General features: G+C 39.9%; 21 protein-coding genes and 1 riboswitch. Of the genes, 14 read left to right on the forward strand and 7 right to left on the reverse strand.

All coding sequences use genetic code 11. The features are described from left to right. Window position 1 precedes the first annotated feature (1 nt). The 4 genes from SG0102_RS01445 to SG0102_RS01460 are packed head-to-tail and all read left to right on the forward strand — an operon-like array spanning window position 2 to window position 5,004. On the forward strand, window positions 2–874 hold the full coding sequence (locus SG0102_RS01445) for a carbohydrate ABC transporter permease (protein ID WP_125118302.1): 873 nt from the start codon (window positions 2–4) through the stop codon (window positions 872–874). After that, window positions 874–1,704 (forward strand): carbohydrate ABC transporter permease, encoded by an 831-nt coding sequence (locus SG0102_RS01450; RefSeq protein ID WP_125118303.1) that lies wholly within the window; start codon window positions 874–876, stop codon window positions 1,702–1,704. The genes SG0102_RS01445 and SG0102_RS01450 overlap by 1 nt, the downstream gene beginning before the upstream one ends. Window positions 1,705–1,727: 23 nt before the next feature. Then, window positions 1,728–3,911 carry an alpha-galactosidase gene (locus SG0102_RS01455; protein ID WP_125118304.1) on the forward strand — a complete coding sequence of 728 codons (2,184 nt, stop codon included), beginning with the start codon at window positions 1,728–1,730 and terminating at the stop codon, window positions 3,909–3,911. After that, window positions 3,898–5,004, forward strand: coding sequence for an ABC transporter ATP-binding protein (locus tag SG0102_RS01460; RefSeq protein WP_125118305.1), 1,107 nt, complete (start codon window positions 3,898–3,900; stop codon window positions 5,002–5,004). Before SG0102_RS01455 ends, SG0102_RS01460 begins: the two co-directional genes overlap by 14 nt. A gap of 57 nt (window positions 5,005–5,061) precedes the next feature. On the opposite strand, the gene SG0102_RS01465 is transcribed toward SG0102_RS01460, so the two are convergent. The 6 genes from SG0102_RS01465 to SG0102_RS01490 form a co-directional block, all read right to left on the reverse strand. Next, on the reverse strand, window positions 5,062–5,304 hold the full coding sequence (locus SG0102_RS01465) for a hypothetical protein (RefSeq protein ID WP_125118306.1): 243 nt from the start codon (window positions 5,302–5,304) through the stop codon (window positions 5,062–5,064). A gap of 120 nt (window positions 5,305–5,424) precedes the next feature. Then, window positions 5,425–6,270, reverse strand: a complete 846-nt coding sequence (locus SG0102_RS01470) for a hypothetical protein (protein WP_125118307.1) — start codon at window positions 6,268–6,270, stop codon at window positions 5,425–5,427. 227 nt (window positions 6,271–6,497) lie between these two features. Further along, the gene (locus tag SG0102_RS01475) at window positions 6,498–7,847 is read right to left on the reverse strand and encodes an MATE family efflux transporter (protein WP_125118308.1); all 1,350 of its coding nucleotides are present in this window, start codon (window positions 7,845–7,847) and stop codon (window positions 6,498–6,500) included. Window positions 7,848–8,106: 259 nt separating this feature from the next. Further along, complete coding sequence (locus SG0102_RS01480) at window positions 8,107–9,063, reverse strand: TIGR03943 family putative permease subunit (RefSeq protein WP_125118309.1); 957 nt, start codon at window positions 9,061–9,063, stop codon at window positions 8,107–8,109. A 4-nt stretch (window positions 9,064–9,067) separates the two neighbouring features. Continuing rightward, on the reverse strand, window positions 9,068–10,195 hold the full coding sequence (locus tag SG0102_RS01485) for a CobW family GTP-binding protein (protein ID WP_125118310.1): 1,128 nt from the start codon (window positions 10,193–10,195) through the stop codon (window positions 9,068–9,070). A gap of 128 nt (window positions 10,196–10,323) precedes the next feature. Then, entirely contained in the window at window positions 10,324–10,845 is a 522-nt protein-coding gene (locus SG0102_RS01490; protein ID WP_125118311.1) for a folate family ECF transporter S component, read from the reverse strand. A gap of 56 nt (window positions 10,846–10,901) precedes the next feature. After that, a riboswitch (THF riboswitch) is annotated at window positions 10,902–11,001 on the reverse strand. A 303-nt stretch (window positions 11,002–11,304) separates the two neighbouring features. Between SG0102_RS01490 and serC the strand changes: the two genes are divergently transcribed. The 3 genes from serC (at window position 11,305) to SG0102_RS01505 (ending at window position 13,989) form a co-directional block, all read left to right on the forward strand. After that, window positions 11,305–12,390 (forward strand): 3-phosphoserine/phosphohydroxythreonine transaminase, encoded by a 1,086-nt coding sequence (gene serC, locus SG0102_RS01495; RefSeq protein WP_125118312.1) that lies wholly within the window; start codon window positions 11,305–11,307, stop codon window positions 12,388–12,390. 10 nt (window positions 12,391–12,400) lie between these two features. Then, window positions 12,401–13,570, forward strand: a complete 1,170-nt coding sequence (locus SG0102_RS01500; RefSeq protein ID WP_125118313.1) for a 3-phosphoglycerate dehydrogenase family protein — start codon at window positions 12,401–12,403, stop codon at window positions 13,568–13,570. A gap of 92 nt (window positions 13,571–13,662) precedes the next feature. Next, window positions 13,663–13,989 (forward strand): hypothetical protein, encoded by a 327-nt coding sequence (locus SG0102_RS01505; protein ID WP_125118314.1) that lies wholly within the window; start codon window positions 13,663–13,665, stop codon window positions 13,987–13,989. A gap of 10 nt (window positions 13,990–13,999) precedes the next feature. On the opposite strand, the gene SG0102_RS01510 is transcribed toward SG0102_RS01505, so the two are convergent. Then, window positions 14,000–14,872, reverse strand: coding sequence for a YitT family protein (locus SG0102_RS01510; protein WP_125118315.1), 873 nt, complete (start codon window positions 14,870–14,872; stop codon window positions 14,000–14,002). Between the two features lie 315 nt (window positions 14,873–15,187). Between SG0102_RS01510 and SG0102_RS01515 the strand changes: the two genes are divergently transcribed. From SG0102_RS01515 to SG0102_RS01545, 7 genes are all read left to right on the forward strand, one after another. Further along, window positions 15,188–16,021, forward strand: coding sequence for a phosphate ABC transporter substrate-binding protein (locus SG0102_RS01515; protein ID WP_125118316.1), 834 nt, complete (start codon window positions 15,188–15,190; stop codon window positions 16,019–16,021). Then, window positions 16,008–16,970, forward strand: a complete 963-nt coding sequence (pstC, locus tag SG0102_RS01520) for a phosphate ABC transporter permease subunit PstC (protein WP_231999838.1) — start codon at window positions 16,008–16,010, stop codon at window positions 16,968–16,970. Before SG0102_RS01515 ends, pstC begins: the two co-directional genes overlap by 14 nt. After that, window positions 16,960–17,835, forward strand: coding sequence for a phosphate ABC transporter permease PstA (gene pstA, locus SG0102_RS01525; protein WP_179951181.1), 876 nt, complete (start codon window positions 16,960–16,962; stop codon window positions 17,833–17,835). The genes pstC and pstA overlap by 11 nt, the downstream gene beginning before the upstream one ends. A gap of 3 nt (window positions 17,836–17,838) precedes the next feature. After that, the gene (pstB, locus tag SG0102_RS01530) at window positions 17,839–18,594 is read left to right on the forward strand and encodes a phosphate ABC transporter ATP-binding protein PstB (protein ID WP_125118317.1); all 756 of its coding nucleotides are present in this window, start codon (window positions 17,839–17,841) and stop codon (window positions 18,592–18,594) included. 4 nt (window positions 18,595–18,598) lie between these two features. Then, the gene (gene phoU / locus SG0102_RS01535) at window positions 18,599–19,246 is read left to right on the forward strand and encodes a phosphate signaling complex protein PhoU (protein ID WP_157982945.1); all 648 of its coding nucleotides are present in this window, start codon (window positions 18,599–18,601) and stop codon (window positions 19,244–19,246) included. Between the two features lie 110 nt (window positions 19,247–19,356). Next, complete coding sequence (locus SG0102_RS01540) at window positions 19,357–20,037, forward strand: response regulator transcription factor (protein WP_125118319.1); 681 nt, start codon at window positions 19,357–19,359, stop codon at window positions 20,035–20,037. After that, complete coding sequence (locus SG0102_RS01545; protein ID WP_125118320.1) at window positions 20,034–21,737, forward strand: sensor histidine kinase; 1,704 nt, start codon at window positions 20,034–20,036, stop codon at window positions 21,735–21,737. Before SG0102_RS01540 ends, SG0102_RS01545 begins: the two co-directional genes overlap by 4 nt. Window positions 21,738–21,740: the final 3 nt, after the last annotated feature.

Consider the following 21,740-nt stretch of genomic DNA (forward strand, 5'->3'; position numbering starts at 1 on the left):
TATGAAGAAAAAAAACAAGCTGGACTTCGATCGAACATACGTCTGGATGACAATTCCTCTTGTCGTATTGTTCTTCTTATTCAATACATTCCCTCTGATTAAAGGGTTTATGTATAGCTTCACAAACTTCCGCGGTTACGGAACGTATCAGAGTGTCGGTTTAAGAAACTATATGGATTTATTTACTGATGCCCGTGTTGGTCATTCTTACTTATTCACTTTTGGGGTCGCCATCTGTGTGACTGTTCTGGTGAATGTGATTTCCCTGATTTTAGCCATGGGCTTAAATTCAAAAATCAAGTTCAAGAGCGGCTTACGTGCCTTATATTTCGTACCAAATATCTTAGGTGCATTAGTTGTTGGCTATATCTTTAACTACTTCTTTACTTACATTCTGCCAGCTTTCGAAAAGATGGTCTTTGGCAGCGGCAGTTCCATCCTCGCTTCAGAAAAATGGGCATGGGTAGCGATCGTTGTCGTCTGTGTATGGCAATCTGTAGCCATGCAGACAATCATTTATATCTCTGGTCTGCAGACCGTTCCAGAAGATATCTATGAAGCAGGGGCGATCGATGGTTCAACTGGCTGGACAAGATTCAAAACATTAACATTACCTTTAATCTTACCATTCGTTACCATCAACCTCGTTTTAACAATGAAAAATGCCTTAATGGTATTTGATCAGATCATGGCCTTAACCAAAGGGGGACCTGCTCAGTCAACGGAATCCATTTCCTACCTCATTTACAACAACGGGATGTCCGGCGGTCAGTTCGGTTTCCAGAGTGCCAATGCCGTGTTATTCTTCATTGTCATCGTGCTGATCTCTGTCTTCCAGTTAAAATTCATGGGTAAAAAGGAGGAACAGTTATAATGAAAAAGAAATACAATTGGCCTGTTACCATCCTGTTAATCTTAGGTTTAGTGACCATCTTATTTCCACTTTATATCACTGTGGTCATCGCCTTCAAGCAGCCAAGTGAAATGGGCAATACGTTATCATCCATCTTATCACTGCCAAAATCATGGAGCTTCTCAAACTTCGCGCAGGCGATGAAAGTTACTGATTTCTGGCATACTTTACTGAACTCTATCTTAATTACTGGGGTTACCGTGATCTTATCGGTTCTCTTACATTCAATGGCTGGTTATGCCATCGGCCGTATGAAGAAACGTCATAAATGGTTTAATCGTGCTTATTTCTATATCGTATCCGGGATGTTTGTTCCTTTTGCCATCTTAATGATGCCATTGGTTAAAGAAACAGCCGACTTACATATTGCCAACATTGTGGGTGTCATCATTTGTTACTTAGTGTTCTTTATGCCAATCAACGTAATGTTATACAGCGGTTATCTGACCAACATTCCCGAAGCGTTAGAAGAAGCTGCCAAAGTGGATGGCGGTTCAACATGGTCAACATACTGGACAATCATTTTCCCAATCATGAAACCAATGCATGCAACAGTAGCAATCTTAACCGCTTTAAGTACATGGAATGATGTTATGACACCATTAGTTATCATGTCTGGTTCCGGTGCTAATACCTTACCATTAGCCCAGTTAACTTTCCAAACACAGTTTGGGACAAACTACAACTTAGCTTTTGCCTCTTACCTGTTAGCGTTACTGCCAATGTTAATCTTCTATATCTTCGCTCAGAAACAAATCTTAAATGGTGTAGTCAACGGCGCAGTTAAATAAATGAATTTGAAGGAGTTTTCACTATGTCAATTGTAATACATGATCAAACATTTACCCTCAATACCAGAAATACAACGTATATGATGCAGGCGGATGATCTGGGTTATCTGCTTCATCTTTACTATGGGCCATGCGCAGATTTACCTCCATACTATCTGCTTGTCAAAAAAGACCGTGGTTTTAGCGGAAATCCTTACGATGCAGAAAATGATCGTACTTATTCATTAGATGTGCTGCCACAGGAGTTTCCTTTTGATGGCAGCGGAGATTACCGAACATCTTCATTTTCCTTACGTACACAAAAAGGCGTTTATGGCTGTGATCTTCGCTTCCAGAAAGCTGAAGTCGTTAAAGGGAAAACACCTTTACGTGGCTTACCGGCGATGAGTGATCAAAATGTCGAATCATTAGAAATCACATTGGCAGACTCCTTCCTTCATGTGGCTGTCGTCTTAGCCTACAGCGTTTATGAAGATGTTGATATCATTACTCGTAGCGTGCGTGTCATCAATCAAGGTGAAACCATTACCATTGAAAATATCAAATCGGCGAACTTAGACTTTGTCTCTGGTGATTTTGATCGCATCAGTTTCTATGGTCGTCATACGATGGAAAGACAGCCTGATCGGGAACATGTCAGTCATGGCATGTATACCATCGGTTCTAAACGTGGTACGTCAAGTCATCAGTACAATCCAGCATTGATCCTCTGTGATCAGGATGCGACCGAAACAACGGGTTCAGCTTACAGTATGAACTTTGTCTATAGCGGTAATTTTGAAGCCGTCATCGAAGAAGACCAGTTTGGTCAGAAACGTATGGCAATGGGCTTATCAAAAGACTACTTCTCTTATCCGGTTGAAAAGGGTGAGACATTCTATGCACCAGAAGTCATGATGAGTTACTCTGCACAAGGTTTATCTCATTTATCGCATAACTTACACTTAGGCATGAAAAAATACCTGATTCGTGATCCACAGCCTGGCTTAAAGCCGATTCTGATCAACAGTTGGGAAGCCGCTTACTTTGATTTCACTGGTGAAACCATTTATCAGCTCGCCAAAGCTGCAAAAGAATGTGATATTGATATGGTCGTTATGGATGATGGCTGGTTTGGTCAGCGCCAAAACGATAATGCCGGTTTAGGTGACTGGTATGTCAACGAGAATAAACTCGGTGAATCACTTTCATCTTTATCTTCGCGCATTCACGATTTAGGTCTGAAGTTTGGTATCTGGTTTGAACCAGAATGCATCAATGAAGACAGTGATCTCTATCGTGCGCATCCCGATTATGCCATTAAAGTGCCGAATCGTAAGTTTGTTCGTGCACGTAACCAGCTGGTTCTTGATTTCTCACGTCCGGAAGTGGTGGATGCCATTTTTGATCAGGTGTGCGACATCTTAGATCATGCATCGATCGATTATGTCAAATGGGATTTCAACCGCAGTATTTCTGATGTTTATTCTAGCGTTACCAATCAGGGGCGTGTCACTTATGATTATGTCTTAGGTCTCTATCGTTTCTTAGATCGCTTACTTGAACGCTACCCAAATCTGCTTATTGAAGGCTGCAGCGGTGGCGGCGGACGTTTCGACGCAGGCATGTTACACTACACACCACAAATCTGGTTATCCGATAATACCGATGCCATCGATCGCTTAGCGATCCAGTATGGTTCATCCTTTATCTATCCGATCAGCAGTTTTGGTTCACACGTTTCTGCCGTTCCTAACCATCAGACCGGCCGTATTACCCCTATGTCTACTCGCGCTCTCGTGGCGATGAGCGGTACCTTCGGTTATGAACTGGATATCACGACTTGCAGTGAAGAAGAGAAACAGACGATCAGAGAACAGGTGTCAGCCTTTAGAAAATATCAGCCATTAATTCATAATGGCCGCTACTATCGATTAAGCAATCCATTACATGATGAAGTCGGGGCTTATGCATTTGTCAGTGAAGATCAAAAAGAAGCGCTGATCTGTGCAGTAAGAATTATCACCCATTCGGCAACCTATGCCCACTTTATCAAAATTGAAGGCCTTGAAGACAATGCTCATTATCAGGATGATCAGGGTCAAATCTATGACGCCAATGTTTTAAAAACATATGGTCTGCCACTCATCATTGATGCTGGTGAGTACCAGGCTTATACAATACATTTAACAAAAGTAGAGGGAGAAAAAGAAAATGGCAAGAATTAGTTTCCAGCATGTGGAAAAAACATATGATAATAACGTTACAGTTGTTCCAGATTTAAACTTAGATATTAAAGATAAAGAATTCGTTGTATTAGTTGGTCCATCAGGCTGTGGGAAATCCACAACCTTACGTATGATCGCCGGGTTAGAGAGTATCACTTCTGGTGAATTATACATTGGTGATCGGGTTGTTAATAATCTGCAACCTAAAGATCGTGATATCGCCATGGTTTTCCAGACTTATGCACTTTATCCGCATATGACTGTTTATAAAAATATGGCTTATGCGCTGCAGTTAAAGAAAACACCTAAAGAAGAAATTGATCGTAAAGTTAAACATGCAGCTGAAATCTTAGGCTTAACTGAATATTTAAATCGTAAACCACGTGCTTTATCCGGTGGTCAGAGACAGCGTGTCGCTTTAGGTCGTGCAATGGTCCGTAACCCAGAAGTCTTCCTGTTAGATGAACCATTATCTAACCTGGATGCCAAACTGAGAACAGAAATGCGTGCCCAGATTGCAAAATTACATAAACAGTTAGATACAACATTCGTTTATGTCACTCATGATCAGACCGAAGCCATGACCATGGCTGACCGTATCGTTGTCATGAATAAAGGTGTCATCCAGCAGTTCGATACACCAGCACACATTTATGATCATCCAGCTAACTTATTCGTTGCAACGTTCATTGGTTCACCAAAAATGAACTTAACTGATGTTACTTTAGAAAAGAAAGGTAACACTTACTACGTTAAAAATGATGACTTAAACTTCGCAGTTCCAGCTGGTAAAGTTAATGCCTCTTTTGATCAGTATGTTGGTAAAACCGTTACCTTAGGCATTAGACCAGAAGATCTTCACATCGAAAAGATCATGGTTGATACTTATCCTGATGCAGTCTTCAGTGCTACTTTAGACTTAGTTGAAAATACTGGTTCAGAAATGAACTTATACTTCAATTATCATGGCACAGACATGATCTTAAAAACACCATCACGTTTCGATTATAAAGATGGTGACAAGATCTCAATGGCGATTGATAAAAATAAGATTCACTTATTTGATAAAGAAACAGAAAAAGCAATTTCATAGCATAAAGGGGGCAGCACACACTGCCCCTTAAATATTATCTTTAAGATGTTTTATTTGTTACTTAATGAAATTCGTCTTTAAATACGCTTTGATTTCTTCAGGAGATTTACCGCTATCGAACATCTCCAAAATACTTTTTGCGGTTTTTTCTTCGCCTTCTTTCATGCCCTCTTTTCTGCCTTCTTTCATGCCTTCTTTCATGCCTTCTCTCTTAGCTTCTTGGAATGCTAAATTGCGGGCATGTTCCATCTGACTTTTAAATTCTTCGTTAAAAATTCTCATCATATCTTCTTTTAACATATTTTCGTCCTTCTAATTTTTTGAATCACGCATTACTTTTTTAATACGGAGAGCTTGCATATGATTAGGGGAGGCAGCACGCACTGCCCCTTAAATATTATCTTTAGGATGTTTTATTTGTCATTTACTGAAATTCGTCTTTAAATACGCCTTGATTTCTTCAGGAGATTTACCGCTATCGAACATCTCCAAAATACTTTTTGCGTTTTTTTCTTCGCCTTCTTTCATGCCCTCTTTTTTGCCTTCTTTTATACCTTCTTGGAGTGCTAAATTGCGGTCATGTTCCATCTGACTTTTAAATTCTTCGTTGAAAATTCTCATCATATCTTTTACTAACATAGTTTCGTCCTCCTTCGACATCTTTAAATCACGCATTACTTTTCTTAATACAGGGTCTTGCATATGATCAGGATCAGCGCAGTTAAGATCATGAATCATGCGCCCAAGTTCACTGTTATCACATTGTGATGTATCTACAAATACAATATAGCGCGCATTTCCTTTGATGGGAAGAGCTTTTTCGGTTGAAAATCCTTCAATTCTTTCAATGAAGGACTGCTTTGGTAAGATTGGACCATTGACAATGAAAATAACATAGCTTGTACGCATATTTGGGTAAGGTTCATTTTTTGGTAAGTCTAATGCATCCAATGCAGACGAATAATAGCGTGCTCTCTTAATGGAGACATCACCAGGATATTTTGAGAATTCCAGATCAATGACATAGTCGCTGTTTTCAAAGTAGACATCAAAACATACGCTTCTGTTGAAGATATTGGTAATATCTTTTTGGGTTGTGGAATAGCCGTCACTAATGAGTTCACCGTAGGGCTTTAAAATCTTGTTCAGAACATAAGCAACGATGATGGGGCTCTTAAAGACTGTTCTGGCGATAATGTCATCCATTAACGTGCGGCTGCTAAGTAAGTTGTAAAACATTTCAAATTTATCTTCGTGTGGATTCATCTATTCACCCCCTCTATTATATTAAAGACAAGAAGAGGCATGAATCTCACAAAAAAATGAAAAAAAGTTTAAAAAGATGGAAAATGAAAGGGGCCGAACAAATGTTCGGCCATAGGATTTAAAATTTATGAAGGGAAATTTATGAAGAAGTACTTACTTTTAAGTACAGGATGATCATATCTTAAAGCAGTGGTAATTTGATCAAAATCAATTGTGAAAATATGTGATTAGGCATTTTTGAAGAGTCTTTTACGAATGGTAAAGTAGGCGATGTGCACACCCGTTCCGCAGATAACCCAGGAAATAGGATAAACAATCATTAAAACAGGGAGGATATGATTGTGCTGGAAGATTGTTGAAACCCAAATAATTCTAAAAAGACAGGAACCAATCATGGTGATGATGGCAGGTTCAAGGGAATGCTGCATACCGCGCAGACAGCCACCGGCAATTTCATAGGTCCCGGTTAATAATTCTAAGTTATCAATATAGTAGAGACGTATAAAACCATACTGCATAACAACTGGTGATGTGGTAAAAATAGACATTAATGGGTAACGAGCAAACCAGAAGATCATACTTAACACAAAGGTGGCAGACATCCCGACAATCATGGCTACACGATAGATTTTCTTACAGCGATCATATAATGCGGCAGCATAGTTCTGACTGGTGAATGTTGTAGCTGCCTGACCAAAGGCGTTGATGACATAATAACCCATTGTTTCAAAGTTAAGAGCAGCGGTATTGCCAGCGATGGCATTCGCACCAAAACTGTTGATTCCGCTTTGAATGATGACATTTGATAATGAAAAGACCATCCCTTGAATACCCGCTGGGGCACCAATCGAAATAATCCGTGATAAGTAGGTTTTCTCAATCTTGAGCTTTTTAAGATGTAAACGATATGTTTCCTCTTCATGTCTTAAGAAGGTAATGATCATAAAAGCCGAGAATACATTAGCGGCGAGGGTCCCTAAGGCAACACCAGCAACGCTTAAATGGAAGACGCCAACAAAGATGATATTGAGGATGACATTAATAATTCCTGATAGGAATAAGATATAAAGCGGTCTTGTCGAATCACCTTTAGCTCTTAAGACCGAAGCCCCAAAATCATAGATGAGTAAAAATGGTAAAGCAATAAAAAGAATACGTAAATAGACCACCGCTAAGGCTAAAACACGATCAGGGGTCGACATCAGTTTTAAGATCTGCGGGGCGACAATTTCTCCTACAATGCAGAGAATCACGCCGCTGACAAGAGAAAGGGCGATAGTGGTATGAATGGCCTTGTTAATATCTTTCTTTTTGCCCATGCCGATAAAAGAGGCAATGGTGACATTGGATCCTAATGATAAGCCGCTAAATAAGCTGACTAATAATGAAACTAAGGAACTGTTGGCTCCGACCGCGGCCATCGCGACAGAGTCCTCAAAACGACCAATAACCGCTAAGTCGGCGGAGTTAAAGAGCTGCTGTAAGATGCTCGCTAAAGCGAGAGGAATGGCATAGCTAACGATTTTTCCTAATAGCGGTCCTTCTAACATATTCATTTCCTTTGCATGTAAACGCATGAAAATCCCTCCTTATATTCATCATACAACGTTGTTTAAAAACCGACAATATAAGCGTATGATTTTGAAAATGTAAATAGAACCGGATGGGACGTCCGGTTCTATAAATAGGGATTTTAATTATGAAGGGAAATTTATGAAGAAGTACTTATTTCTAAGTACACATAGATCATATCAGGGACATAACGTATATTAATCAAAGAATGATGGAAGAATATGTGAGAAGCAAAAAGCCGCTAGAAAATCTAGCGGTTTTTCGTTAGTCAAAAGTGACATATTCATAATCTAAAGGTTTTGTACCTTCAAGTTTTGTGACATCTAATAAAACGATGTTTTGACCATATTCTTCATCATATGCAATATGGGTATCGCCTTCAACGATGATCCATTCATCAGGAATCAGTTTATCACGATATTCTTTAGAGATACAGATCAGACCGATCAGGGATGTATCCTGTTCACAGCAGACCATCGCATAACGACCTAAGATAAAGCCGTTTTCCTGAACACTGTCTTTACCGATGAATTTACCTTTGATACGGATATGCTTATTGTCATAACGTTCTGGATGTTCCATACAGTCATAACAGAAAACACCGAAGTCATGATCCTGGATATCTAAATCATGTGGTTTATAGTCATATGGTAATTCTTCATTCTGAGAATTATCAATTGTGCCATCAGGTAATTCATAGATAATCTGACACTGCTGATTCATCGCACGAATGTTATTTCTGAATGGTGATTTCTTAGAACCTTCTGGGAAACGGTTAAAAATAATCACATCACTGCGATAACAGTGCTGATAGAGCAGGGAACGCATGTTTGTGTTGTTGACGAAATAAGTGAACTTAGAAGCATCAATCGTTGTTAAAATCTGAACAACTTCCCAGCCTGCTGGTTTATCGCTGTTGATGAAATCATCCGTATTCCACATACCATTGTATTCTACTAAGACCTGAGTTGGATGGTATTCTTCACGGATTTTATTCCAGAAGTCTAAAGTTAATTCACTCTGATCTTCAACTAAGACTAAGTGAGTATCATGATCTTCTAATTCTGAAGTTTTATATTCAACTTCGCCTTCTTCACAAATCACTAAGACACTGCGTTCACCATCACAAAAGTTGGTGTTGACAACAGTATCGTTGATGAAGGTTGATTTCCCGCTTTCCAGGAAACCAGCGAAGAGATAGATTCTTGTTTCAAAATCCATAGTATTATCCTTTCATTAAATCATAAATCTTGTGCACATCGATATGTTCACCAATGACACATAAACGACCGTTGACATCCGGAGATGTTTCACGGATTTCATAATCACCAGCCACGAAGTCAAATTCATACCATTTGCCTTCAGCGCCTTTGACAATTCCTTTAGATCTTAAGATATGACCTAAAGATTCATCGTTTTCTAAGGTCTGTAATTTGCTTTCTAATTCTTCTTTTGTGAAAGCATGTGCTGTTTCAATACCAATACTATTGAAGACTTCATCTGCATCATGGAGATCTTCTTCATCGAAGTAAGCTTTTGAACCTTCATCTTCTAATGCGGCACCGCTATGATCGTGGTCGTGATCATGATGGTGATGATGATGATGTTCATGTTCTTCTTCATGTTCGTGGTCATGATCATGATGGTGTTCATGTTCTTCTTCATGTTCGTGATCATGGTCATGATGGTGATGATGGTGGTGGTGACTTTCTACTTCGTGTTCTTCAGTTGCCTGCATTAAGGCTTTTTCTAATGATTCCTTGTTTTCAGCAGCTTTTAAGATGGCATCACCAGAGATTTCATCCCAAGGGGTAGTGACAACGGCAGCGTGATCATTTAATTCCTGGATGATATCTAAGTCAGTAGCTAACTTATCTTCATCAACATCCTGAGTTCTTGATAAGACGACAACTGATGCATTAGCGATCTGGTTATTGAAGAATTCACCAAAGTTTTTGTGATACATCTTACATTTTTTCGCATCAACGACAGTGTAGAAAGCGTCTAATTCTATGTCATCACTGTGTACTGCTTTAACGGCGGCGATAATATCAGAAAGTTTACCAACGCCTGATGGTTCAATAATAATACGATCAGGATGGTAAGTATCTAAAACCTGTTTTAAAGCTTTTTCAAAATCACCAACCAAGCTGCAGCAAATACAGCCCTGTGATAATTCATTGACCTGGATGCCAGCATCACGCATGAAGCCGCCATCGATCCCGATTTCACCAAATTCATTTTCAATTAAGACAACCTGTTCATCTTTTAAAGATGAATCTTTTAATAATTTCTTGATTAATGTTGTTTTACCAGCACCTAAGAAGCCGGAAATAATATCAACTTTACTCATTATTTATACACTCCTTTACAAATCATTGCTATTATAGCACGTTTTTTAACTTTTAAAAGATTAATGCACAATCGTTTTAGCAATCTCTCTTTGAGAGTGCAAAAAGAAAAGATCTCAGGAAGAGATCTTTACTTAGCAGCAGTGATTTTGGCGATTGAAAGATTGCTGATTGGCTTCATGATCACTAATAAAATAATGACATGAATTGGCAGCATGATCGCTTCTTTTGGTAAACGGCTGATCACCGTTGCCGTAAATGGCAGGTGATAGAGCACCGCTAACCAGAAAGAGTTTAATAAGATATTGACGATGATCTTATTAACTAAAGAAGCCGCAATAATACGTTTGAGGCTGACTTCTTTCTTATATAAGAAGTAGCCGAAGATGACCCCAGTTAAGATCGTATCAATAGTAAAACCGGGAGCATAAGGGCCAGTTGGGCGAATCAGATAACCGCCGATATCGGCGATGCCGCCAACCAGGCCACCGACAACAGGGCCAAATAAGTAACCAGCAATCGCAATAGGGAGACCGGCAAAGCGGATCTCAATGACATTGCTGATGGGCAGCTTGAAGAAACCGAGTACAATTGCTACGGCACATAACATGGCTGCTGTTGTCATCACTTTCATGTTCTTTAATTGAGACATATAAAAACACCTCCTTACGCAGAAATCTCGCTTAAGAGGTGAACTCAACTCTTAAAAGCAGCGGGATGCGATAACGAAACCGCAAGACGTCGCTCTTCGTCCTGGTGACAACTCCCCGTTCACCTAGGCACTTAACGCCTCGTTATCTACTCTGCATATCCATATGTCGAGAACACTATATAACAGGAAGCAACGTACGTCAATTGTTATTATAAATTTGTATAACGGAAACAAAAAAGGGGAGAATGTATGAAAAAGATAAAAGTAATAACAAATTATTAGTATGATTATCAAATTAGGAATAGCATAAGCAAACGTGCTAAGAATTTAGCATAACCAGGTATATTGTATACAATATAAAATAAATTGAAATTGATTTGTAAAAAATAATAATAAGTGTTTACAAATTTAGTGATAAGACATATAATCCAATTAAATCAAAAAAGGAGGAGTCATGAAATGACCGATAAAAGAGTTTACAATTTTAGTGCTGGCCCATCTATGCTGCCGGTAGAAGTGCTCGAAGAAGCACGCGACGAGATGCTTAACTATAAAGGCTCAGGCATGAGTGTTATGGAGATGAGTCACAGATCCTCCACATATCAGGCTATCTTTGATGAAACCAAAGCAACTTTAAAGAGATTATTAAATATCCCTGATAACTATAAAATCTTATTCTTACATGGCGGAGCAACCCAGCAGTTTGGGACGCTTGCTTTAAACTTATTACAGAAAGGACGCGCGGACTATGTTGTGACAGGCAACTTCTCTAAGAAGGCCGCTCAGGAAGCTGCAAAGTTTGGCGATGTTCATATTGCCTATGATGGCAAAGACAATAACTATACCCATATTCCTACGCAGGATGAATTAGATATCCGTGATGATATTGATTATGTTCATATCTGCCAGAATAACACCATCTTTGGGACCGAATGGAATTATGTACCGGATACTAAAGGGGCACCATTAGTAGCGGATATGTCTAGTGATTTCTTATCACGTCCAGTTGATGTGACAAAATACGGCTTGATCTATGCTGGGGCTCAGAAGAATGTGGGGATCGCTGGTTTAGGGATCGTTATTATTAGAGAAGATTTAGTCAAACCACATCGTCCTGATATCCAGGTATTATCTGAATACGATACGATGATCAAAAAAGATTCTATGTACAATACACCACCAGCCTATGCGATCTATGTGGCTGGCTTAGTAATGAAATGGATTGAAAACCAGGGTGGCCTGGAAGCAATGGAAAAACGTAATATTAAGAAAGCAAAATTACTGCAGGATTACTTGGATCAGAGTGATTTCTATAACTATCCAACTGAAAAAGGTTCTCGTTCTAATATGAATGTGGCTTTCACCACACCGAATAAAGATTTAGATGCGAAATTTGTGAAAGAATCTATTGAAGCGGGAATGACGAACTTAAAAGGTCACCGTTTAGTTGGCGGTATCCGTGCTTCTATTTACAATGCAATGCCTTATGAAGGCGTTGAATATTTAGTGAACTTTATGAAGAAATTCGCAGAAGAAAATAAATAAGGAGAAGATCATGGCTATTAAAATTAAAACAATGAATAAAATCTCTAACAAGGGATTAGCATTATTTGATGAGCGTTATGAAGTTGGTGATGAGATCACTGATGAAGATGCGATTTTAGTCCGCAGTGCGAAGCTGCATGATTATCCAATGGGAGAAAACTTAAAGGCTATTGCTCGCGCTGGTGCCGGCACCAACAATATTCCAGTGAAGGAATGCGCAGATCGCGGGATTGTTGTTTTCAACACTCCAGGGGCGAATGCCAATGCCGTTAAGGAACTCGTATTATGTTCTTTATTCCTTTCTTCCAGACGTGTCCTGGAAGGGATCGAATGGACTAAAACAATAACGGGCGATGACTTTGGCAAGCAGGTCGAAGCCGGCAAGAAACAGTTTGTCGGTCCAGAAATCGAAGGTAAGACATTAGGGATTATCGGTTTAGGGGCTATTGGTGTGGCAGTCGCTAATGCAGCAGTTAAATTAGGTATGAATGTCATTGGTTATGATCCTTATATTTCTGTCAATGCGGCTTGGAAACTCTCTAAATGGGTCAAGAAAGCAGCAAGCCAGGATGAAATCTTCCAGGAAGCAGACTATATCACTATTCATGTGCCAGCTAATGATGAAACGAAGAACATGATCAATGCGAAGGCGATCAATGAAATGAAACCAGGCGTCCATGTCTTGAACTTTGCACGTGATGCCTTAGTCAATACTGATGATATGATTGATGCCTTAAAGAAAGGCAAAGTAGCGCGTTATATCACAGACTTTGGGACCGAAGCTTTAGCCCATACAGACAATGCGATTGTGATGCCGCATTTAGGGGCTTCGACACCAGAATCAGAAGAAAACTGCGCTACCATGGCAGTTGAAGAAGTAATGGATTTCTTAGAAAACGGGAATATCCGTAACTCTGTTAACTTCCCAACAGTTGTGGAACCACGTACAACAACTTATCGTTTATGTATCATCCATAAGAATATTCCTAATATGTTAGCGAAGTTCGCTGGGACGATTGCGAAGAAAGATATGAACATCGAAAACATGGTGAACAAAGCACGTGGCGACTATGCTTATACGATCATTGATACGAATGATTTAAGCGAAGATATCACCAAAGCGATTGAAAAACAGGAAGGCGTCATTAAAGCGCGTATCATCGCGAAAGCTTTATTCTAAAAATGAACTGCGTGTAAAAGCGCAGTTTTTTTGCACTTTGTTTGCGGTGGCTGTGATATAATGATAGAGTACATCAAAAAGGAGGACAAGCCATGGCAAAACGCAGAAAACTGACCTATAAAGCAAAGATCTTACTGTATCTTGCGGGCGCTTTGGTCCTGCTGATTTTTGCGATTGGTCTGATTCAGTCTTCCTATATGGTTTACTTTGATAGCTCTTATCGTAAGACCTATGTCATTACCACAAAATTAAAACTGCTGGGCTGGATGCCAGCAGTGATGGGCTTATGTCTATTACCGACGATGTTTGATTTTTTACGAAGAGCCCGTCGGGTGTATCGCAATGAACAAAAAAGAAGACGGCGCTTAGCCAGGGAAAGGCGTCGCCGTCGTTTAAAACAAAGATCAGGGATCTCTTAAGGGATCCTTTTTATAATGGCTTCTGATAGAAGTTGCCTTTAACGGCCATCGACTGGGTCACATTGACAAAGGCATGAGGATCAATCGCCATGACTTTACTGGTCATATCATTCAGTTCATCTTCTGAGATAACGGTATAGATCATTGTCCGGTTTTCATGCTTATAAGAGCCTTGGGCATTTAAGCGAGTAGCCCCATGGTTGGTCTGACTGTATATCTCTTTTTCGATTTCATCAGGTTTGTTGGTCACAATAAACATTGTGATCTGATGATCGTTTTTATTAAACGTGTTAATGGCCTGGGTTGAAACGAACTGGAAAATAATTGAATAAAGGGAGGCTTCAAAACCAAATAAGGCGCCCGCAATTAATAAGATGCAGACATTAAAACCTAAGATAATATTCCATGAACGAATATTAAACTTACGATTCAGATAAACGGCCACAAAGTCAGTGCCGCCGGAAGAAGCGCGTCCTTTTAAGGCAATGGAGATCGCAATGCCATTGATCAGCCCGCCAAAGACGGCCACTAATAAAGGATCAGTGGTAATTTTATAGGAAGGGATCAAGTCAACCATAAAGGAGTTGAGGACGATCATTAAGACACTGAAAGTGGTAAATCGTTTAGAGATAAACTTAAAACCAATGGCAGCGGGGATCGCATTAAGTAAAATGTTGATCAGAAAATAAGGAATGTGGATCCCAGCAAATTTCATTAAAGTTCGCTGGACTAATAAGCTCAGCCCGGTAATTCCGCCCGGGACTAAGTTGCCTGCCCGGACGAATGTTTTGATGTTGACAGCCATGATCAAGGCTGAAATGACAACGAAAAGAGCCGAACGGGCAAAACTAATCTCGCGTCCAAATTTTCTTTTAAATCTCATGTATTCCATTTATATCACCAAAATTATTGTAACGGATGTACATTTTAATGCAAGAAAATCTCTCCGATGTGTAAATTTTATCTTTTCATATCCATAACCATGAGAAAACTTTAACGTTCCTTTACATAGTAAACGATCATTTGATTCTAAAAGCCGATAATTTTACCTTATCTTTACATTCGCATTTTTTCTTAATACTTTTAACTTAATATTCATTCAAATTTACATAAGCATGCTATTTAACCCATAAGGTGATTCCTATAATGGGAGTCGTCGAAGAAAGGAAAAGTACATACGACAGGAGGAAATAAATTTATGAAAAAAGTATTATCTATGGGTTTAGCTTTAGCGGCTGCGTTATCGTTAACAGCCTGCAAAGGAGGCTCTACAAGTAGCTCGGGAGAAAGCTTATCTGGTAAAGTTTCCTTAAACGGTTCTACTTCAATGGAAAAATATGTGACAGCTTTAGGCGAAGGCTTTAAGGAAAAATATCCTGATATGACAGTGGAAACACAGTTCACTGGTTCATCAGCTGGACTGCAGGCTTTAATTGATGGGCAGTGTGATATCGCGGATAGCTCACGTTCTTTAACGCCAGCTGAAAAGAAGAAAGGCTTAGTGGAAAATGTGGTCGCTATCGATGGGATCGCTATTTCCTTAAATAAGAAAAACAAAGTCAATAACGTTACTGCAAAACAGTTAGCGGATATTTATACGGGTAAGATCACTAACTGGAAACAGCTTGGCGGCGCGGATGAAAAGATCGTTGTCATCGGCCGTGAATCAGCATCTGGTACACGTGCAGCCTTTGAAGAATTATTAAAGGTGGAAAACAAATGTAAATATGCACAGGAACTTGATAACACTGGTGCCGTAGTAGCAAAATGTGCATCAACAACCGGTGCAATCGGTTATGTTTCATTAGACGCCGTTGATAACACAATCAAAACAGCAAAACTTAATGGTGTTGAGGCAACAGAATCAAACATCAAAGCTGGTACTTATAAATTATCTCGTCCATTTGTTATGGCAACGAAAGGGGCAATCTCAAAACAGAATAAAAAAGTCCAGGCAATCTTCAAATATGTCAACTCTGATGAAGGCCAGAAGATCTTGAAAAAGGTGGGCTTAATCAGTGCAAAGAAGTAATAGTATGCATTTAGATACAACAGTGACTAAAAATACTTCGGTCTTTGGTTCGCGCAGTAGTCGCTCCGCAACCGAAAAAGCGGCAGCCGTGATCTTTGCGATCTGCGCAGCCGTTTCGGTTGTGGCAGTTGTTTCCATCACCGGGTATATGATTTATTCTGGCGCACCGGCTTTATTCAAAGTCGGTCCCGCCGAAATTCTTTTCCATACGGTTTGGGAACCAACCGCGGGGAAATTCGGGATTGCCTACATTATCTTAACCTCTATTGTCGGGACTGCCTTTGCTGTTTTAATTGGTGTCCCAATTGGTATATTAACGGCGGTGGCCTTAAGTGAGTTGTGCACTCCACGCTTAAAACGCATCTTAAAAGCCGCTATTGAGTTATTAGCCGGGATTCCTTCCGTTATTTATGGTTTATTAGGGATTCTGATTATTAACCCCGCCATGTATTCTTTAGAAAAGCTCATCTTCGCTCATGATTCCTCTCATCAGTTTACGGGAGGATCCAACTTAATTGCGGCGATCTTAGTCTTAGTCATTATGATTTTACCAACTTTAATCAATGTCTCATCAACGGCCATTGATGCCGTGCCTCAGCACTTACGTATGAGTTCAAGAGCCTTAGGAGCGACGCAGATTCAGACGATTTTCAAAGTTGTGATTCCTGCCGCTAAAAACGGGATCTTATCAGCGATTGTCTTAGGTGTTGGCAGAGCGATCGGGGAAGCAATGGCGATTCTGTTAGTCGCGGGGAACAGCGTTAACTTACCGTTACCGTTTAACTCAGTCCGTTTCTTAACGACCGCGATTGTCTCTGAAATGTCTTATTCCAGCGGCCTGCATCGTCAGGTGTTATTTACGATTGGTTTAGTTTTATTCATCTTTATCATGATCATCAATATTGTTTTACAGCGCATCATGAAGAAAGGAGCCGAAGATGGAAAGTAGTCAACATACAACCCTCATGCAAAAACATGCTCGACCAAGTGATGTGATTATGAAATCGCTCATCTATCTTTGCGCCATCCTTTCTTGCGCGCTGGTCGTCTTTATTATCATCTATGTTTTTGCAAAAGCGATCCCGCATTTTAAATTCAGTAACCTATTAGTGGCGCAGTCAAAACTGTTCCATCCTAATGGATTATTAGGTTCGCTTATTAATACGCTTTACATTATTATTGGTACCTTATTATTAGCCTGTCCAATTGGTATTGGCGGCGCGATTTACTTAAATGAATATGCAAACAATAAGAAGGTTGTCAATGTCATTACCTTTACTTCCGAAGTTTTATCTGGGATTCCTTCGATTATCTTCGGGTTATTTGGGATGATCTGTTTTGGGCAGTTATTACAGTTACAGTATTCGATTCTCACTGGCTGTCTGACTTTAACCTTATTAATCTTACCGATTATTATTCGTAATACCCAGACGGCTTTGGAATGTGTGCCAAAAAGTTACCGTGAGGCAGCCCAGGGGATGGGTTCAACAAAGTGGTATATGATTCGTACAGTGATTTTGCCAAGTGCAATTCCCGGCATCTTAACGGGTGTCATTCTGGCGATGGGACGTATCATTGCCGAATCTGCAGCTCTCTTATTTACCGCTGGTTCTGGTTACTTTATGCCCCGCGGTTTCTTCTCGCACTTATTTGAAAGTGGGGGAACCTTAACGATTGATCTGTATATGCGTATGAGTAATGCGCAATATGGTCAGGCTTTCGTAATCGGGATGATTCTGATTATCATCATTCTCTTAATGAATGCATTGGCCAAATGGATTTCTACAAAATTTGATGTAAACAAGGTGAAATAAATCATGAACACAAAAATGGATATTAAAAACCTGAACTTATGGTATGGTGAGAAACATGCTTTAAAGAATACCAACTTAACGATTCAGGAACATAAAATTACCGCTTTTATCGGTCCTTCTGGATGTGGGAAGTCAACCTTTTTAAAAACTTTAAACCGCATGCAGGACTTTAATGAAGGGGTGCGCATTGAAGGTAAAGTCACTTTAGATGATGAAGATATCTTTGATCCTAAAGTGGATACGACTTTATTAAGAAAGAAAGTCGGGATGGTTTTCCAGCAGCCTAACCCTTTCCCTATGTCAATTTATGACAATATTGCCTATGGCCCAAGAATCCATGGCATCAAAGCCAAAGATCAGCTAGATCAAATTGTTGAAGAATCTTTAAAGCAGGCGGCTTTATGGGACGAAGTCAAGGATACTTTAAAGAAATCAGCTTTAGGATTATCTGGCGGTCAGCAGCAGCGTCTTTGTATTGCTCGCTGTCTCGCCGTTCATCCGGAGGTCATTTTACTAGATGAACCAACCAGTGCCTTAGATCCAATCTCAACCTTGAAGATCGAAGAACTGTTAGTGCAGCTAAAAGATCATTATACAATCGTCATCGTCACTCACAATATGCAGCAGGCTTCACGTATCGCCGATTATACGGCGTTCTTCTTACAGGGCGAGATTATCGAATATGGAGAAACAGAAAAGATCTTCTCATTCCCTTCAGATAAACGTACCGAAGATTATATTACAGGAAGGTTTGGATAAGCTTATGACTCTGCGATCAAACTATGAAGAAGAATTACGCAATCTTGACGTGGAACTCGTCAAGATGGGTAATCGTGTTGAAAAAGCCATTAAGAGGGCGAAAGAAGCCTTCTTAAATGGTGATGTCAAACTGGCTAAAGAAGTCGTTGACAAAGATACGAAAATCAATGCGAACGAACGAGAAATTGAAGCCCTCTGTTTCCATCTGATGTTAAGAGAAGCGCCAGTGGCAACGGATTTAAGAGTGATTACGACGGATTTAAAAGTGGTCACGGATTTGGAACGAATCGGTGATCAGGTCGCTGATTTATGCGAGCTGTTATCTGAAGGTCGTCATTATACCAAAGCTGACTTATTAGTGCCATTATTTAATACCACTCAGGTGATGATCCATAATGTCCTTTACGCTTATGTCGGCCGAGACTTAGACGCGGCGAAAGTCGCCGCGAAGATGGATGATCAGGTCGATACCTACTATTACGATGTAAAGGATAAACTGATTAAGGCGTTAAAAGAGAATACCATTGATGTCGATGAAGCGATTGATTTATTAATGACCGCCAAACATTTAGAACGGGCGGGCGATCATGCCACGAATATTTATGAGTGGTTAGAATTTATGACAAACGGAAAGCTGGAAGACGTACAGTAGGGATGAATGTCATTCTTAACGTAATCTTAACTTAATAAACATAAAATTAAGATGTTTCTAAAGGTCATGTTAAGATAATATGGTACAATAGAGACAAGGAAGTGACATTTATGAATGAACGTGTATTTGTCATCGAAGATGATGAAAATATTCAGGAGATTGTCAAACTGGCTTTAGAGTCAAGTGGCTATGAAATTACCCTTTTTGATAACGCCATCGATGCCATCGTGGCGATTCATGAAAATCCCCCCGATTTAGCCATCTTTGATATCATGTTGCCTGAACTTGACGGCATCTCCGCAATAAAGAAAATCAGAGAAACCAATACATCGATGCCGATTATGGTCTTATCGGCCAAAGATCGAGAAATCGATAAGGTCCGTGGCTTAGATAGCGGCTGTGATGACTATATGACGAAACCTTTCGGCGTGCTCGAACTTTCGGCCAGAGTACGTTCACTGCTTAGACGGACGAAGAAAACTGTCAAGGTGTTAGAGACCCCAACTTTAAAAATTGATAAGGCCAAACATATTGTCTTACTCAATGACAAGCGGTTAGAACTCACCCATAAGGAATATCAGTTATTAGTATATCTGGTAGAAAACCGCGACCGTGTGGTCGAACGAGAGGAACTGCTCAACAGTATCTGGGGCTATGACTTTGTCGGCGAATCACGCGCTTTGGATGTGCATATTCGCTCTCTGCGTGCGAAGCTGAATGATGATGGATCCAAATATATTAAGACAATCCGCAGTGTCGGGTATCGTTACATTGAGGACAAGCAGGAATGACGAGAGCTATTATCAAGTCATTCGTCATTGTCCTCTTATTGTCTTTAGCGATCACATCATTAACCAGCTTTTTACTCATTTCACAAAGTGAACTCAATCATACCCAGCGGGAGATGATCTATGCTGTTAAACTGATGGATGACAACATTGATTTCCATAAAGATTTATCAAAACAGGTTGATCATCTGCAGCGGATTACCTTAGATGGCAAGCAGACACGTATTTCAATTATTAATCACCAAGGCAAAGTCGTGGCTGATACATACCGCCGTTATATTTCAGCCAATCATTTAAATCGTCAGGAAGTGCATCAGGCGATTTACAGCAAGTCTCATACCGGCTTTTCGGTGCGTACGAGTGATACGACGAGTGAACGAATGCTTTATGTGGCGTATTTCCACAACAATTATGTTTTACGTTTAAGTGTTCACTATGGCGGCGTGCGTGAGTATTTGCCTTCTCTGATTCCTGCTTTAGCGGCGAGTTTTGCCTTAGCGTTTGCCATTTCTATTCTCTTGGCCCGTTTCTTAAGTGGTCTGATCACCAGACCATTACGGGAAATCGATGATTCTTTACGTAACATGAGTGATGATTATCGTTTTGAATTGCATGAATACCCTTATGAGGAATTCAATCATATTATGAACACGATTGAAGATTTATCCCATCGCTTACGAAAATCTATGCGCGAAACGAAATTTGAACAAAAGAAGATCGATGATATCATCGATCGGATGAAAGAAGGATTTATCCTTCTTGATGAACATCATGATATTCTTTCCATTAATAAATCAGCCATTAAAATTATTGGTGACCTTAAAGAGAAAGATCACTTGGAAGATTATGTCGATTATCCTAATCTGATTGAAGCTTTATCTTCCACTCACGATCGTGAGAAGATCGAATTAAAGATCCATCACAACTACTATAAATGTTATATCTCGAAGTTTCCTTTTGGCATTGCCTTATTCTTTGTCGATGTCACCGCGGTGAAAAAGAGTGAACAGATGCGTGAGGATTTCTTCTCGAGCGTTTCTCATGAAATGAAAACACCGATCACATCCATTCGCGGCTATTCGGAATTATTACTTGCTGGCGTCATCACTGATGAAGAGCAGGAAAAGGAAATGTTAAGAAAAATATTAACCCAGGTTACGAATATGTCCAACCTGATCAATGATATCCTCATGTTATCAAGATTAGATAACGATGATCTGATGGTGGAACTGGTGCCAATGAAGATGCGCACCTGCGTGGATGATGTTTTAGAAAACTATGAAGGAATGATGGTGAAGGAAAATATCACCATCGAAAAAGAAGTCGAAGATATGACTTATGTTGGCAATCACCAGCAAATTTCTACCTTATTAAGCAACCTGATCTCGAATGCCATCAAGTACAATAATCCAGGCGGTAAAATCTTTGTCCGCATTTACAAAGAGAATGAGAATATGGTGATGGAAGTGGAAGATAATGGGATTGGCATCCCGGAAAAGGATCAGAAACATGTCTTTGAACGTTTTTATCGCGTGGATAAAGGACGTTCTCGCGCCAAAGGCGGAACCGGCTTAGGCTTAGCGATTGTCAAACATGTGACGGCTTATAACCATGGCCATATTCATTTAGAATCTACTTTTGGCAAAGGGACTCGCATTACTATTACCTTACCGCTTCATCAGCATCGTAAAGCGATCCAATAAGAA

This window comes from Intestinibaculum porci (genome assembly GCF_003925875.1).
Taxonomy (GTDB): Bacteria; Bacillota_I; Bacilli_A; order Erysipelotrichales; family Coprobacillaceae; genus Intestinibaculum; species Intestinibaculum porci.

Excerpts from the sequence above, each read along its gene's own strand:
- SG0102_RS01445 (WP_125118302.1), top strand. The coding sequence starts at position 2 with ATGAAGAAAAAAAACAAGCTGGACTTCGATCGAACATACGTCTGGATG.
- SG0102_RS01450 (WP_125118303.1), top strand. The coding sequence starts at position 874 with ATGAAAAAGAAATACAATTGGCCTGTTACCATCCTGTTAATCTTAGGT.
- SG0102_RS01455 (WP_125118304.1), top strand. The coding sequence starts at position 1,728 with ATGTCAATTGTAATACATGATCAAACATTTACCCTCAATACCAGAAAT.
- SG0102_RS01460 (WP_125118305.1), top strand. The coding sequence starts at position 3,898 with ATGGCAAGAATTAGTTTCCAGCATGTGGAAAAAACATATGATAATAAC.
- SG0102_RS01465 (WP_125118306.1), bottom strand. The coding sequence starts at position 5,304 with ATGTTAAAAGAAGATATGATGAGAATTTTTAACGAAGAATTTAAAAGT.
- SG0102_RS01470 (WP_125118307.1), bottom strand. The coding sequence starts at position 6,270 with ATGAATCCACACGAAGATAAATTTGAAATGTTTTACAACTTACTTAGC.
- SG0102_RS01475 (WP_125118308.1), bottom strand. The coding sequence starts at position 7,847 with ATGCGTTTACATGCAAAGGAAATGAATATGTTAGAAGGACCGCTATTA.
- SG0102_RS01480 (WP_125118309.1), bottom strand. The coding sequence starts at position 9,063 with ATGGATTTTGAAACAAGAATCTATCTCTTCGCTGGTTTCCTGGAAAGC.
- SG0102_RS01485 (WP_125118310.1), bottom strand. The coding sequence starts at position 10,195 with ATGAGTAAAGTTGATATTATTTCCGGCTTCTTAGGTGCTGGTAAAACA.
- SG0102_RS01490 (WP_125118311.1), bottom strand. The coding sequence starts at position 10,845 with ATGTCTCAATTAAAGAACATGAAAGTGATGACAACAGCAGCCATGTTA.
- serC (WP_125118312.1), top strand. The coding sequence starts at position 11,305 with ATGACCGATAAAAGAGTTTACAATTTTAGTGCTGGCCCATCTATGCTG.
- SG0102_RS01500 (WP_125118313.1), top strand. The coding sequence starts at position 12,401 with ATGGCTATTAAAATTAAAACAATGAATAAAATCTCTAACAAGGGATTA.
- SG0102_RS01505 (WP_125118314.1), top strand. The coding sequence starts at position 13,663 with ATGGCAAAACGCAGAAAACTGACCTATAAAGCAAAGATCTTACTGTAT.
- SG0102_RS01510 (WP_125118315.1), bottom strand. The coding sequence starts at position 14,872 with ATGAGATTTAAAAGAAAATTTGGACGCGAGATTAGTTTTGCCCGTTCG.
- SG0102_RS01515 (WP_125118316.1), top strand. The coding sequence starts at position 15,188 with ATGAAAAAAGTATTATCTATGGGTTTAGCTTTAGCGGCTGCGTTATCG.
- pstA (WP_179951181.1), top strand. The coding sequence starts at position 16,960 with ATGGAAAGTAGTCAACATACAACCCTCATGCAAAAACATGCTCGACCA.
- pstB (WP_125118317.1), top strand. The coding sequence starts at position 17,839 with ATGAACACAAAAATGGATATTAAAAACCTGAACTTATGGTATGGTGAG.
- phoU (WP_157982945.1), top strand. The coding sequence starts at position 18,599 with ATGACTCTGCGATCAAACTATGAAGAAGAATTACGCAATCTTGACGTG.
- SG0102_RS01540 (WP_125118319.1), top strand. The coding sequence starts at position 19,357 with ATGAATGAACGTGTATTTGTCATCGAAGATGATGAAAATATTCAGGAG.
- SG0102_RS01545 (WP_125118320.1), top strand. The coding sequence starts at position 20,034 with ATGACGAGAGCTATTATCAAGTCATTCGTCATTGTCCTCTTATTGTCT.